We start from the raw sequence: 12980 nt of genomic DNA on the forward strand, positions 1-12980 counted from the left end.
CTCGGCGAAGCCGCGCGCGGGTCGACTCGGCGAAGCCGAATGGAGACCACGTACTCTGAGCACGTGACCGACCAGCTCTCGCCGTCCGAGCGGTATGCGGCGTCCCGGGCCCGTTCCCGGTCGCCCCAGCTCGACGAATTCCGGTCGCTGCTGCGCTTCGACCTCGACCCGTTCCAGCTCGACGCCTGCGCGAGCCTCGAGGCGGGGCGCAGCGTGCTCGTCGCCGCACCGACGGGCGCGGGCAAGACGGCCGTCGCCGAGTTCGCGGTGCACCTCGCCATGTCGACGCCCGGGCAGAAGGTGTTCTACACGGCGCCGATGAAGGCGCTGTCGAACCAGAAGTACAACGAGCTCGCCGAGCGCTACGGCAGCGACGAGGTCGGCCTGCTGACGGGCGACACCAACGTCAACTCGCGTGCGCGGATCGTCGTAATGACGACCGAGGTGCTGCGCAACATGCTCTACGCGGACTCCGACCTGCTGCCGGGGCTCGCCTATGTCGTCATGGACGAGGTGCACTACCTGGCCGACCGATTCCGCGGGGCCGTGTGGGAAGAGGTCATCATCCACCTGCCCGAGCAGGTTCGGCTCGTCTCCCTCTCGGCGACGGTGAGCAACGCCGAGGAGTTCGGCGACTGGCTGCAGGCCGTGCGCGGCGACACCGACGTCATCGTCTCGGAGGAGCGGCCGGTGCCGCTCGAACAGCACGTGCTCGTCCGCTCGAAGCTGGTCGACCTGTTCGAGGGCGCTGGGCGCGATTCCGCCGTCAAGGTGAACCCCGAGCTCGTGCAGCTCGCCCGCACCGGCGGCCGCCCCTCGGGCGGGCGCGCCGCAGCCGACCGCGGGCGCCGTCACGGCGGGCGGTTCAGCGGGCACGGATTCCGCCTCGACCGCTCCGAGGTCGTGAGCATGCTCGACGGCCGCCGTCTCCTTCCGGCGATCTTCTTCGTCTTCAGCCGCGCCGGGTGCGATCAGGCGGTAAAGCAGGTGCTGCGCGCCGGCATCCGCCTCACCGAGGCGTGGGAGCGCGAGGAGATCCGGCAGGTCGTCGAGGAGCGCACCAGGACCCTGCTCGACGAGGACCTCGCGGTGCTCGGCTACTGGGAGTGGCTCGAGGGCCTGCAGCGCGGTGTCGCCGCCCACCACGCGGGGCTCCTGCCCGCCTTCAAGGAGGTCGTCGAGGAGCTCTTCCAGCGCAAGCTGGTCAAGGTCGTCTTCGCCACCGAGACGCTCGCGCTCGGCATCAACATGCCCGCCCGCACCGTGGTGCTCGAGAAGCTCGAGAAGTTCAACGGCGAGGCGCGCGTGCCGATCACGCCGGGGGAGTACACCCAGCTCACCGGCCGAGCGGGTCGGCGCGGCATCGACGTGGAAGGGCACTCGGTCATCCAGTGGGTGGACGGGATGGACCCCCAGGCCGTCGCCGCACTGGCCTCCCGCCGCTCCTACCCGCTCAACTCGAGCTTCCGGCCGACCTACAACATGGCCGTGAACCTGATCGAGCAGTTCGGGCGCGAGCGCACGCGCGAGATCCTCGAGTCGTCGTTCGCGCAGTTCCAGGCCGACCGCGCGGTCGTCGACCTCGCGCGCACGGTCCGCAAGCGCGAGGAATCCCTTGCCGGCTATGCCACGGCGATGGAGTGCCACCTCGGTGACTTCGCCGAATACGCTGCGCTCCGCCGCCAGGTGAGCGACCTCGAAAAGCAGAACAGCAGGATGCAGGGGCAGTCGGCCGCCGCGAAGACACGCGTGCAGCGCCAGCTCGCCGACCTCAGACAGCGCATGCGGCGCCACCCCTGCCACGGCTGCGCCGAGCGCGAGCAGCACGCCCGCTGGGCGGAGCGGTGGTGGCGCCTCAAGCGCGAGACCGACCAGCTGAACTCGCAGATCCGCAGCCGCACGGGCGCCGTCGCCCGCGTCTTCGATCGGGTCAGCGAGGTGCTCATCGCGATCGACTACCTGCGCGTCGGCGACGACGGGCAGGCGGTGCTGACGCCTCACGGCAGGCGCCTCAGGCGCATCTACGGCGAGCGCGACCTGCTCGTCGCCGAGTCCCTGCGGCACGGCCTCTGGGACGGGCTGGATGCCCCGAGCCTCGCCGCCATGGCCTGCGCGCTGGTCTTCGAGCCGCGCCGCGACGAAGTCGACCCGCCCGAGCATCTGCTGCCCCGCGGCCGCTTCCGCCAGGCGCTCGATGCGACGCAGAAGCTCTGGGCCGAGCTCGACGACCTCGAGCGCGAGCACCGGCTGCCCGGCAGCGACCCCCTGTCGATCGGGCTCGCCCCGGCGATGCACTCGTGGGCTCGTGGCCAGAGCCTCGAGTGGGTTCTCGAGCAGGCCGATCTCGCCGCCGGTGACTTCGTGCGCTGGGCGAAGCAGACCATCGACCTGCTCGACCAGCTGTCGATCGTCGCCGACGGCGAGCTGGGGCGCACGGCGCGCCAGGCGCTCGACGCCGTGCGCCGCGGAATCGTCGCGTATTCGAGCGTGGGCTAGGGATGCCTGAGCGAACCGCCCGCGTCCCGCTCTGGGCCGCCCTGCTCTGCTCCGCCGCCGGGGGAGTGCTGTTCGACGGCGCCTTCCCCGACCACTACTGGTGGCCGCTGGTCTTTCCGGCCGTCGCCCTGCTGCTGTTCGCGCAGCAGGGCAGAGGGGCGTGGAGCGCGCTGCTCGTGGGCTTCGTCGGCGGGCTCGCCTTCTACATCTCCGACATCTACTGGACGGCGCTGTACCTCGGGCCCATCCCGTGGCTCGCCCTCTCGATCACCGAGGCGGCGTTCTGGGCGGTCGGGGCACTGCTCTACACGCTCGCCTACCGCTGGGTGCCCCGCGCCCTGCCCGGTGTCTTCGGCCGGGTCGTTGCCCTGCCGCTGATCCTCGCGGGCCTGTGGACCCTGCGGGAGCTGCAGACCAACCACTGGCCGTTCACGGGCTTCGCCTGGGGGCGCGTCGCCTACACGCAGTCGGCGAGCCCGTTCACCCACCTGGTCGCGTGGGTCGGCGTCTCGGGGCTGACCTTCCTGCTCGTGTGGATCTCGGCGCTCGCCCTCGCCTGCGTACAGGAGGCGGCCCTCAGGCCGCTGACGCGCGGGTTCATTCCCGTCATCACGGTGCTGGCCGTGGCGGCCGTGCCTAGCTGGCCGAGTGCCGCTCACGGCACGACCCGGGTCGCGGCGGTGCAGGGGAACGGACCGGCAGGCTATTTCCAGAAGCACGCGTACGGCGATGTCGAGAACGCGCAGCTCGCGGCCAGCCTGCCGCTCCTCGGCAAGGGCCCCTTCAGCATGGTCGTGTGGCCAGAGGGCGCCGCCGACGCGAACCCCCTGCAGGACTCGAGCAGCGCCTCCGCGCTCAGTGCCCTCTCGACCGCGCTCGGGGCTCCGCTCGTCGTCGGCGCCATCACGCAGGACGGCGCCAAGACGTTCAACTCCTCGCTGCTGTGGAGCGGATTCGACGGCAAGACCGCGCAGTACGACAAGCAGCTGCCCGTGCCGTTCGGCGAGTACATCCCGTATCGCTCCGTGTTCCACGCCATCGCGCCCGGCCTCGTCGACCTGGTGCAGCGCGACTACACGCCCGGCAGCCGCCCCAACGTCTTCGACATCGACGGCATCAAGGCCGGCATCTCGATCTGCTTCGACATCATCGACGACCGGCAGATCCCGCAGATGATCAACGGAGGAGCCCAGCTCATCCTCGCGCAGACGAACAACGCCGACTTCGGGCAGACCGAAGAGAACGTGCAGCAGCTCGCGATCGCCCGCATGCGCGCCGTCGAGGCCGATCGCGCCGTCGTCAACATCTCGACCGTCGGCACGAGCCAGGTGATCGCGCCCGACGGGCACACGATCGCAGCGATCCCCGCCTACAAACCGGGTCGCCTCGTCGCGGACGTGCCGCTCTCGAACGGCATCACGCCCGCTGTCCGCCTCGCATCGGCGATCGAGCTGGGCGCGGCGACGCTCGGGGGAGCGGGGCTGGTCGGATGCCTCGTGCTCGTACTCGCACAAAGAAGACGCCGCCCGGCGGATGCTCCGGCGGACGGCGTCTCACAAGATGCTGCGCGCTACTCGATGGCTGGGCGGCCTTAGGCGTTCTGCTCTTGGCCGCGGCGCGACCGCAGGTAGTTGAGGCGCTCCTGCAGCAGCTCTTCGAGCTCTGCCTCGGTGCGGCGCTCCAGCAGCATGTCCCAGTGGCTGCGCGGGGCCTTGGCCTCGGCGCGGTCGACCTCGACGGGCTTGTCGTCGACCAGCAGCGTGGCCTCGTGACCGCAGTAGCGGCACTCCCAGGTCTCGGGAGCCTCGGCTTCGGCGGCGAACACCATGGTCGTCTCGCGGCCGCAGTTCGAACATGCGTAAGTGTGGGTGGCGCGCGGCGAGAAGCTCACGCCCTCTTCCGTCTGCAGGCTCTGAGCACCGAGCCTCATTCCACGTAGGCTTCGATCTGCCATTCGGGACTCCTTCACGCTCGATACGAATTCCGATACGAATTCATGAAGTGGGAACGTCCAAGCGTCCCATGAGCTTCCCAGTGAAGCGGCAGACTCAGGGGTTTGCCAGGTGCTTGACAACGCGGAGGGCGAGGTCCGCGCGATCCGTGACGATTCCGTCGACACCGAGCTCCACGAGACGGCGCATCTCTGCCTCGTCGTTCACGGTCCACACGTGCACCTCGACGCCGGCCCGATGCGCCGCGGCGATGAATCGGGGAGTGACCACGCGGATCGGCCCCTGCCGCTCGGGCACCTGCACGGCATCGACACCGGCGAGCGCCGCGCGCACGATGAAGCCGAGGCCGAGGCGCACCCCGATGAGCGCGCCGACCACGCCGCGCTGCGACGCAGAGGTCGCGACCGAACCGCGGCCGCCGAGAGCGTCGAGCACGGCCCGGCGCGTCGCGTCGTCGAAGCTCGTGACGAGCACGCGGTCGGCGGCGTGAGCCTCGAGGATCGCCGCGGCCGCGGCATCCGCGGCCGCCCTCGTCTTCACGTCGATGTTGAAGCGCGCCTCGGGCAGTGCCCCAAGCGCCTCGGCGAGCGTGCTGAAGCGCGCCCCGTCACCGAGTTCGACCTCGGCGAGTTCCGCGCGGGTGACCTGATCGATGCGCTCGCGGCGCCCCGCGAGCCGCCTGAGGTCGGGGTCGTGGCTGATGATCGCGATGCCGTCGGCCGAGGCGTGCACGTCGGTCTCGATGTAGACCGCGCCGGCCTCGAGCGCCTTGGCGAAGGCGAGCAGGGTGTTCTCGGGCGCTTCCAGCGCGAGCCCGCGGTGCGCGAGCACGCGCGGACGCGGGGGAGCGAAGTAGCCGCTGCCCGAGTCGCCGGCGCTCAGGGCGCTACTCCGCGGCGGGCGGAGTCGCCGGCGGGTTCGTCGCGGTCGGCACCGAACCGCCGGGAACCTTCGCGCCGAACGCCTGCCCGATGCCGTCGAGCGCCTTGGTGAGCTCGGCGGGGATCATCCACACCTTGTTCGCCTGCCCGTTCGCGATGAGCGGCAGGGTCTGCAGGTACTGATAGGCGAGCAGCAGGTCGTCGGGCTTGCCCTGGTGGATCGCGGAGAAGACGGTGTCGATCGCCTTCGCCTCGCCCTCTGCGCGCAGTATCGCGGCCTGCTTCTCGCCCTCTGCGCGCAGGATCGCCGACTGCTTCGTTCCTTCCGCGTTGAGGATCTCGGCCTGCTTGGTGCCCTCGGCGTTCAGGATCGCGGCGCGGCGGTTGCGCTCTGCGCGCATCTGCTGCTCCATCGAGTCCTGGATCGAGGCGGGCGGGTCGATCGACTTGAGCTCGACACGGCCGACGCGGATGCCCCACTTGCCCGTCGCCTCGTCGAGCACGACGCGCAGCTGGGAGTTGATGTTGTCGCGGCTCGTGAGCACCTCTTCGAGGTTCATGCCGCCGACCACGTTGCGCAGGGTGGTCGTGGTCAGCTGCTCGACCGCGGCGAGGTAGTTCGCGATCTCATAGGTCGCCGCGCGGGCATCCGTCACCTGGAAATAGATGACGGTGTCGATCGAGACGACCAGGTTGTCCTCGGTGATGACCGGCTGCGGCGGGAACGACACGACCTGCTCGCGCAGGTCGATGAGCGGCCGCAGGTGGTCGATGTACGGCACGAGCAGGTTGAGCCCCGGTGTGAGGGTCTTGTGATAGCGGCCGAGCCGCTCCACGACGCCCGCCCGCGCCTGGGGGACGATGCGGATCGCCCGGAAGATCGTCACCAGCACGAAGATGATGACGATCACGATGACGACGCCGATGGTCACTGCGCCTGCGTCCATGCCGACCTCTCTGTCATGTCACGTCTGTTCCGCGCCGCCTCAGCCGAGCGACGCGCTGCTCGCCTCTGGTTCGATGACGACGGATGCCCCGTCGACGGCCAGCACACGCACGAACACGCCCGGGCCGATCGCCGGCGCGGTCTCGCCGCGAAGCCGTGCGCTCCACGTCTCGCCGTTCGCGAGCTTCACCTGGCCGCCCGCCTGCGTGACCTGGGTGAGCACCTGGCCGGTCGTGCCGACGATGGCGTCGATGTTGCTCTTCGTCGGGTCGGAGCTGCGGCGCAGCGCGTTCAGCAGCGGCGGCCGCAGCAGGAAGGTGCCGAGGATCGCGATGACGGCGGCGATGATCGTCGCGAGCCACCAGGGCGCCCCGAGCAGATCGGCGATGAGCCCGCCGAGGGCGCCGAGGGCGAGCAACATGAACTCGATCTCGGCCGTGAGCATCGCGATGGCCACGAGCACGACGATCAGAGCGGCCCAGACGACCCACTCGAACCCACCCATGAGGCTCACCCTACTGTCATTGGTAGGGTCGATGGGGGTTTCTTCGCACCCTATTTCGTCCCCCATTAGGAGTTCCTCGTGACCAACCCTCTCGCCCCCGGATCCCTCGCAGGCAAGCGCGTGCTCGTCACGGGGTCGAGCCGCGGAATCGGCGCCGACACGGTCACCTACTTCGCCGAAGCGGGGGCGAAGGTCGTCATCAACTACCGCAACAAGGCGGCGCGCGCCGAGAAGCTGCAGGCGCAGCTGGCCGAGAAGGGCGCCGAGGCGCTGGTCGTCGCCGCCGATCTGACCGACCCCGAGTCGGTCGCCGCGATGTTCGCGCAGGTGAAGGACGCCTGGGGCGGACTCGACCTGCTCGTGCTGAACGCGTCGGGCGGTATGGAGGCGGGCATGGGCGACGACTACGCGCTGCGCCTCAACCGCGATGCGCAGGTCTCGGTGCTCGAGGCCGCACTGCCGCTGCTGGCAGCGGGCGGCCGCGTCGTGTTCGTCACGAGCCACCAGGCGCACTTCATCCGCACGACGCCGACCATGCCCGAGTACGAGCCGGTCGCGAAGTCGAAGCGCGCCGGCGAGGACGCACTGCGCGAGCGGATTCCCGCGCTCGAATCACGCGGCATCGACTTCGTCGTCGTCTCCGGCGACATGATCGAGGGCACGATCACGGCGACGCTGCTGAACCGCATGAACCCTGACGCGATCGAGGCGCGCCGCCAGGCCGCCGGGAAGCTCTACAACGTGGCCGAGTTCGCCGCAGAGGTCGCGCTCGCCGCTGTCGAGCCGGTGCCGGCGGGCCACACCCGCCTCGTCGGCGACACCTCCGGCTTCGCGGGCGAGTAGCCCGCCCTCAGGAGATGTCGGGCCACGGGGCAACGTCGACCTCGTTGCCCTCGGGGTCCGCGAGCGTCCACCAGTTCGGCCCGTTGTCGCGCACGACGCTGCCGCCTGCCGCGACGGCCGCGTCGATGCGACTGCGCGCCACGTCGCCCGGAACGTAGAGGTCGAGGTGGATGCGGTTGCGCTGCGGCCGGGGCGCATCCATCTGCTGGAACCACATATTGGGGCCGAAGCCGCCGGGGTCGGTGACGTCCTCGTCGAGGAACGGCGCGTAGCCGAGCACCGCCGCCCAGAACGGCCGCACCCTCTGGATGTCCAGCGCGTCGATGGCGATCTGCACCGCCTGCACCCGGCTCGGGTCGGCGGCGGCGCCGAGTTCCCGGGCCACGGCCGAGATCTGCGCCGCGAGCTCGGCGTCTCGGGCGCTCAGCCAGCCGTCGGGCTCGACCTCGTGGGTGCGCAGCCGCACCTGCACGCCGGAGTAGCGCAGGTCGACGTCGGGGTGGTGGTTCGCGGCATCCGCCAGCTCGCCGATGCGCGTCAGCAGCTTGACGCCCGTCGCGAACGAGCCGGTCGCGAAGTAGCACGCGGCGCCGGTGGAGAGGATGCGCCAGTCCTCGACCCCGGGAAAGGCGTGGAACTCGTGCGGGGTGATGGGCTCGACCATGGGGCGCAGGGTACCCGCTGTCGGCGGCCGCCTCTAGCCTCGCGGTATGAGCTCACTCGGAATCATCTTCCAGCCCTCCTCGCCGCCCGAGCGGCTGCGCGCGGCGGCCGTCGCCGCCGAAGAGGCCGGTCTCGACGAGCTGTGGGTGTGGGAGGACTGCTTCAAAGAGAGCGGCATCGCCTCGCTGGTCGCGGCGCTCGCGGCGACCGAGCGGCTCAGGGTCGGCGTGGGCATCCTGCCGATGCCCCTGCGCAACGTTGCCCTTCTCGCGATGGAGCTCGCCACGATCGATCGCCTCTTCCCGGGTCGCGGGCGCTTCGGCGTGGGCCACGGCGTGCAGAGCTGGATGGGGCAGACGGGGACCCGCGTTGCCTCGCCGCTGACCCTGCTGCGCGAATACGTGCCGGCTCTGCGGCGGCTGCTCGCCGGCGACGAGGTCACCGCGTCGGGCCGCTACGTGAGCCTCGACCGCGTGAGGCTCGACTGGCCGCCGGCAGCACCGACGCGCATCCTCGCCGCGGCCGAGGGGCCGAAGACGACCGCTCTCGTCGGCGAGGTCGCCGACGGCATCGTGCTCACCGGCGGCTGGAGCGCAGGCATGGTGCGCGACAGCGTCGCGCGGGCGACGCGGGCCCGGGCGGATGCCGGCGCCGACGGCGCCTTCGAGGTGGCCGTCTTCCTGCTGGCCGACTTCGGCGACGGTGCGCACGAGCGCATGGAGGCCGAGTTCGATCGCTGGCGGTTCACGGGGGAGCGGCGCTACGCAGCCGTCGGATCGGTCGACGACGTCGCGGCAACGGTGCGCGACGTGTTCGCAGCGGGGGCGACCTCGGTGCTGTTGCAGTCCCGCATGGGCGACGACGACGTCGAGGGCTTCGCGCGGAACGCAGGCCGGGTGCGAGAGGTGCTCGGGGTCAGTGCTTCTTCGCGGCCGTGAGCGCGGTCTGCAGCTCGTCGAAGTCGAGCGCCTCGACCGGCAGCTTGCCGCACGGGGTGGCGCGCAGCCCGTCGAGCAGCAGCCAGAGGTATCGCTTCCAGACCGGCCGGCCGACGGCCTCGCTCATGGTGAAGTTCACGCCCATCATGAACAGGATGGCGGCGATGTCGGTGGGGGCCGCGTCTGCGCGCAGGCATCCGTTCTTCTTCGCCCGCTCGACGAGAGCGGTGACGGGCTCGAACAGCGCGTCGCGCATCGTCTCGAGCTTGCCGTCGACGTGAATCGGCTGCTCGGCCATGGTTCCGGCGGTCATCAGCTCGTGCAGTCCGCGGTCGTCGGCCTGCTTCGCCACCGTCGTCTCGATGAACCCGACGAGCGCCTGCCACGGGTCGTCGACCTCGAGGGCCGCGCGCGCCGAAGCGGCGAGTTGCTCGAAGTCGTCGGCGAAGATCGCGGCGGCGAGCTCCTGCTTGTTGGCGAAGTGCCGATAGGCGGTGCCGACGCCGACTCCGGCGTGGTGCGCGATCTCGTCGAGGGTCGCCTCGAGGCCCCGCGCGGCGAACACCTCGCGGCCCGCGTCGAGCAGAAGGCGGCGGTTGCGCGCCGCGTCACGACGAAGCGGCCGGGTAGGGGAATCCGCAGTGCTTGTCACACTCGTCACTCCTTCCCAGCCGCGTCGTCGCATCGCTATGCGTGAATCATTGCAGGCTCGCCTGAGGAGTGGACGAATTCCTCCGGCACGCCGCGACGCAGCACGATCGCGGTGACCACGGCGCCGCCCGCGAAGATCGCGGCCGCGAGCCAGAACGCCACATGGTAGCCCTCGATCGCACCCTGCGCCTGGACGCCGAGCTGAGCCTGCTTGGTCAGCGCCTTCGCGATGTGATCGGTGATGTAGGCCGTGATGGTGGTGCTCGCGATGGTGTTGAGCAGGGCGGTCCCGATGGAGCCGCCGACCTGCTGCACCGTGTTGACGGTGGCAGAGGCCACGCCGGCGTCTTCGGGGTTCACGCGCAGCGTCGAGATGCTCATGGCGATCGAGAACAGCGTGCCCATGCCGAGACCGAGCAGGATGAGGCTCGGCAGCACGTCGGCCGCGTAGTCGCCGACGACCTCGATGCGCGTGAGCAGGGCGAGGGCGATGGCGCCGAGGAGCATGCCGATGGGCACGAGGATCTTCGGGCTCACCCTGCGCTGCAGACGCGGCATGATGACCGCCGCCGTCAGCACGATGGCCGCCGGCAGCGGCAGGAAGGCGACTCCGGTCTTGACCGCGCTGTAGCCGAGGTTCGACTGCAGGTAGTAGGTCATGAAGAGGAAGACACCGAACATGCCGGTCGTCGCGAGGAACATCGCGATCAGGCCGCCGCCGCGGTTGCGGTCGAGCAGGATGCGCAGCGGGAGCAGGGCGTGCTTCGAGTAGGCCTCGATGACGACGAACGCGACGAGCAGAACCCCCGAGGCGATCAGGAAGCCGAGGGTCTTGACGTCGCCCCAGCCGTCGGTGTCGGCGAGCGAGAAGCCGTAGACGAGGGCGAACAGACCGGCGGTGATGGTGATGGCGCCGGGCAGGTCGAGCCGCGGTCGGTGCGCACTCGCGCTGTGGCGCAGCAGCACGAACGCGCCGATCAGGGCGGGAATCGCGAAGAAGATGTTCACGAACATGGTGGCGCGCCACGAGAAGTACTCGGTCAGCACGCCGCCGAGCAGCAGGCCAAGGGCGGCGCCGCCACCGCCGATGGCGCCGAAGATGCCGAAGGCGCGCCCGCGCTCTCGGCCGTCGACGAAGGTCGTGGTGAGGATGGCGAGGACGGCGGGCGCGAGGATCGCGCCGAACGCGCCCTGGATGACGCGCGCGGTGACGAGCATCTCGAAGCTGGTCGCGAAGCCGCCGAGGGCGGATGCCAGGGCGAAGCCCGCGAGGCCGATGATGAGCGCCCACTTGCGGCCGAACAGGTCGGCGAGGCGGCCGGCGAAGAGCAGCAGGCTGCCGAAGGCGAGGGTGTAGCCGGTGATGATCCACTGACGGTCGTTGTCGCTGAACGCGAGCGCCTTCTGCGCGGTCGGCAGGGCGATGTTCACGACGGTGGAGTCGAGGATAACCATGAGCTGGCTGAGCGCCAGCACGACGAGGATGACCCAGCGACGCGAGTGATGGTGCTCTGCATGCGGGTCGGCGCTCGCAGTGGGCGCGGTGGCGGTAGCGGACAAGAGGGCTCCCGAGGACTAGAGCTTGATTCGGAGATTGATACTCCGGTTACTCTAGGTGCAAAACGGAACCACTACCTCCGGATTAGCTGAGGGTCTGGTTTCGCGCTGATGAACTGCGGGGGAGTGAGCCGATTCAGTCGTCGAGGCGACGGCGCAGCAGGCAGAACTCGTTGCCCTCGGGGTCCTGCAGGACGTACCAGGATTCCTCGCCGGTCTGGCCGACGTCGGCGTGCCGGGCGCCGATGCCGAGGAGCCGCTCGAGTTCGGCATCCTGATCGCGGTCGGTCGGGTTCACGTCGATGTGAATGCGCAGCCGCTCGGGCCTCGGGTCGGTGCTGCGGCTGAAGATCAGGGTCGGCTGCAGGCCGCCGAAGCCGCTCGCCGGCCCGATCTCGACCTCGTCGCCGTCATCGTCGAGGGTCGTGAATCCGAGCACCTCGCTCCAGAAGTCCGCGAGCCGTTGCGGATCGACGCACTTGATCACCAGTTCCGAGAGCCGTGATGCCATGTGCGGAACGCTAGCGGCGATCGGTGCGATCCGCGCAGGTCACGCGCGGTCCTGCCACATCCACTCCATCTCGTCGACGACGGCGGCGTGCGCCTCGGCCCCCGCGAGCTCGGCGACGACCGCCAGGGCGAGATCGGTTCCCGCCGAGACCCCTGCTGAGGTGCGGATGCGGTCGGAGGAGCGCACGAAGCGCCGCCCGCGCACGACCGTGGTCGTCGGCGAGGCCGCCTGCAACTCGTCGAAGGCGCTGTGGTGCGTGGTGGCCTCGAGGCCGGCCAGCAGGCCGGCAGAGCCGGCGACGAGGGCGCCGGTGCACACGGTGAGCAGCAGCGAGGCATCCGCACTTCGCTCGCGCAGCCACGCGAGAACGCGCTCATCGCGCTGCAGTGCGCGACTGCCGCGCCCGCCGGGGATCACGAGGATGTCCGCGCGCGGAGCATCGTCGAGCGTGAAGTCGGGAACGACGGCGAAGCCACCCCGGCCGATGGGCTGCGGCGTGACGCCGACGGATGCCACGGCGAAGGCGCTGGGGTCGGTGACCTCGCCGGCGACGTTGAACACCTCGTAGGGGCCTGCATAGTCGAGGACTTCCATGCCGTCGAAGGCGAGGATCTGAACGGACCAGGGGAGAGGCATGCCGCAAACGTACCGGCAGCGCGGCTCCTGGCAGAGAGCGGCAGACCCGTCATCCATCTCGATCCAGACGGATTCCATAATGTGAGGGAAATTCGACACAGGCGGGGGAGAGACTCGGCTCGCGGCTACTACGACGACGCGTTCGACTTCGAGTCGTTGAGGCGGCTCACGCTCGACCCGCTCGGGCCCGGTGGCAGTCTCAGGTACGCGGCGCGCCTGCACGACCTCGAGACCGACGAGCTCGCACCGAGCTTCGCCGACGCACCGGCCGACGCGATCGTCGTGTTCGACGAGACGTTCCTGCAGCGCGACGCGCGGGCGAGCGTCGTGATCGACAACACCGACCCGCAGCGACCAGCGCTCGTCACATCGGCCTGACACCTGGTTTGCGGCCGCTCCTC

The 12980-nt window shown here is 70.1% G+C and carries 14 protein-coding genes; 5 read left to right on the top strand and 9 right to left on the bottom strand.

Annotated features, from left to right (window positions below; all coding sequences use genetic code 11):
• Nucleotides 1-63: 63 nt before the first annotated feature.
• Nucleotides 64-2496 carry a DEAD/DEAH box helicase gene (locus ABD716_RS14470; RefSeq protein WP_344778067.1) on the top strand — a complete coding sequence of 811 codons (2433 nt, stop codon included), beginning with the start codon at nt 64-66 and terminating at the stop codon, nt 2494-2496.
• A 2-nt stretch (nt 2497-2498) separates the two neighbouring features.
• Nucleotides 2499-4091, top strand: a complete 1593-nt coding sequence (lnt, locus tag ABD716_RS14475) for an apolipoprotein N-acyltransferase (protein WP_344778069.1) — start codon at nt 2499-2501, stop codon at nt 4089-4091.
• Here the strand turns inward: lnt and ABD716_RS14480 are convergent.
• The 4 genes from ABD716_RS14480 to ABD716_RS14495 all read right to left on the bottom strand — a co-directional run bounded on the left by ABD716_RS14480 (nt 4088) and on the right by ABD716_RS14495 (nt 6780).
• Complete coding sequence (locus ABD716_RS14480) at nt 4088-4450, bottom strand: RNA polymerase-binding protein RbpA (RefSeq protein WP_344778071.1); 363 nt, start codon at nt 4448-4450, stop codon at nt 4088-4090. The two genes, lnt and ABD716_RS14480, sit on opposite strands and share 4 nt — an antisense overlap.
• Nucleotides 4451-4544: 94 nt before the next feature.
• Nucleotides 4545-5279, bottom strand: coding sequence for a glycerophosphodiester phosphodiesterase family protein (locus ABD716_RS14485; protein WP_344778073.1), 735 nt, complete (start codon nt 5277-5279; stop codon nt 4545-4547).
• A gap of 55 nt (nt 5280-5334) precedes the next feature.
• Nucleotides 5335-6276: an SPFH domain-containing protein gene (locus ABD716_RS14490; protein ID WP_344778075.1), complete on the bottom strand. Its 942-nt coding sequence runs from the start codon at nt 6274-6276 to the stop codon at nt 5335-5337.
• Between the two features lie 39 nt (nt 6277-6315).
• A complete protein-coding gene (locus ABD716_RS14495) occupies nt 6316-6780 on the bottom strand; it encodes an NfeD family protein (RefSeq protein ID WP_344778077.1) in 465 nt (154 codons plus the stop codon).
• A gap of 78 nt (nt 6781-6858) precedes the next feature.
• Between ABD716_RS14495 and ABD716_RS14500 the strand changes: the two genes are divergently transcribed.
• Complete coding sequence (locus ABD716_RS14500; protein ID WP_344778079.1) at nt 6859-7623, top strand: SDR family oxidoreductase; 765 nt, start codon at nt 6859-6861, stop codon at nt 7621-7623.
• 7 nt (nt 7624-7630) lie between these two features.
• On the opposite strand, the gene ABD716_RS14505 is transcribed toward ABD716_RS14500, so the two are convergent.
• Nucleotides 7631-8287: a VOC family protein gene (locus tag ABD716_RS14505; RefSeq protein WP_344778081.1), complete on the bottom strand. Its 657-nt coding sequence runs from the start codon at nt 8285-8287 to the stop codon at nt 7631-7633.
• Nucleotides 8288-8333: 46 nt separating this feature from the next.
• Here ABD716_RS14505 and ABD716_RS14510 point away from each other — a divergent pair, with 46 nt between their 5' ends.
• Nucleotides 8334-9224, top strand: a complete 891-nt coding sequence (locus tag ABD716_RS14510) for an LLM class flavin-dependent oxidoreductase (RefSeq protein WP_344778083.1) — start codon at nt 8334-8336, stop codon at nt 9222-9224.
• Here the strand turns inward: ABD716_RS14510 and ABD716_RS14515 are convergent.
• The 4 genes from ABD716_RS14515 to ABD716_RS14530 form a co-directional block, all read right to left on the bottom strand.
• Nucleotides 9202-9876 carry a TetR/AcrR family transcriptional regulator gene (locus ABD716_RS14515; protein WP_344778085.1) on the bottom strand — a complete coding sequence of 225 codons (675 nt, stop codon included), beginning with the start codon at nt 9874-9876 and terminating at the stop codon, nt 9202-9204. The genes ABD716_RS14510 and ABD716_RS14515 overlap by 23 nt on opposite strands.
• Nucleotides 9877-9911: 35 nt before the next feature.
• Entirely contained in the window at nt 9912-11435 is a 1524-nt protein-coding gene (locus ABD716_RS14520; protein WP_344778087.1) for an MFS transporter, read from the bottom strand.
• A 133-nt stretch (nt 11436-11568) separates the two neighbouring features.
• The gene (locus ABD716_RS14525; protein WP_344778089.1) at nt 11569-11943 is read right to left on the bottom strand and encodes a VOC family protein; all 375 of its coding nucleotides are present in this window, start codon (nt 11941-11943) and stop codon (nt 11569-11571) included.
• Between the two features lie 39 nt (nt 11944-11982).
• The gene (locus ABD716_RS14530) at nt 11983-12579 is read right to left on the bottom strand and encodes a DJ-1/PfpI family protein (protein WP_344778091.1); all 597 of its coding nucleotides are present in this window, start codon (nt 12577-12579) and stop codon (nt 11983-11985) included.
• 81 nt (nt 12580-12660) lie between these two features.
• Here ABD716_RS14530 and ABD716_RS14535 point away from each other — a divergent pair, with 81 nt between their 5' ends.
• Nucleotides 12661-12957: a nucleoside/nucleotide kinase family protein gene (locus ABD716_RS14535; RefSeq protein ID WP_344778093.1), complete on the top strand. Its 297-nt coding sequence runs from the start codon at nt 12661-12663 to the stop codon at nt 12955-12957.
• Nucleotides 12958-12980: the final 23 nt, after the last annotated feature.

Source organism: Gryllotalpicola kribbensis (assembly GCF_039538245.1).
GTDB lineage: Bacteria > Actinomycetota > Actinomycetes > Actinomycetales > Microbacteriaceae > Gryllotalpicola > Gryllotalpicola kribbensis.

Coding starts and splice junctions, on each gene's coding strand:
- lnt (WP_344778069.1), top strand. CDS start 2,499: ATGCCTGAGCGAACCGCCCGCGTCCCGCTCTGGGCCGCCCTGCTCTGC.
- ABD716_RS14480 (WP_344778071.1), bottom strand. CDS start 4,450: ATGGCAGATCGAAGCCTACGTGGAATGAGGCTCGGTGCTCAGAGCCTG.
- ABD716_RS14490 (WP_344778075.1), bottom strand. CDS start 6,276: ATGGACGCAGGCGCAGTGACCATCGGCGTCGTCATCGTGATCGTCATC.
- ABD716_RS14495 (WP_344778077.1), bottom strand. CDS start 6,780: ATGGGTGGGTTCGAGTGGGTCGTCTGGGCCGCTCTGATCGTCGTGCTC.
- ABD716_RS14505 (WP_344778081.1), bottom strand. CDS start 8,287: ATGGTCGAGCCCATCACCCCGCACGAGTTCCACGCCTTTCCCGGGGTC.
- ABD716_RS14510 (WP_344778083.1), top strand. CDS start 8,334: ATGAGCTCACTCGGAATCATCTTCCAGCCCTCCTCGCCGCCCGAGCGG.
- ABD716_RS14525 (WP_344778089.1), bottom strand. CDS start 11,943: ATGGCATCACGGCTCTCGGAACTGGTGATCAAGTGCGTCGATCCGCAA.
- ABD716_RS14530 (WP_344778091.1), bottom strand. CDS start 12,579: ATGCCTCTCCCCTGGTCCGTTCAGATCCTCGCCTTCGACGGCATGGAA.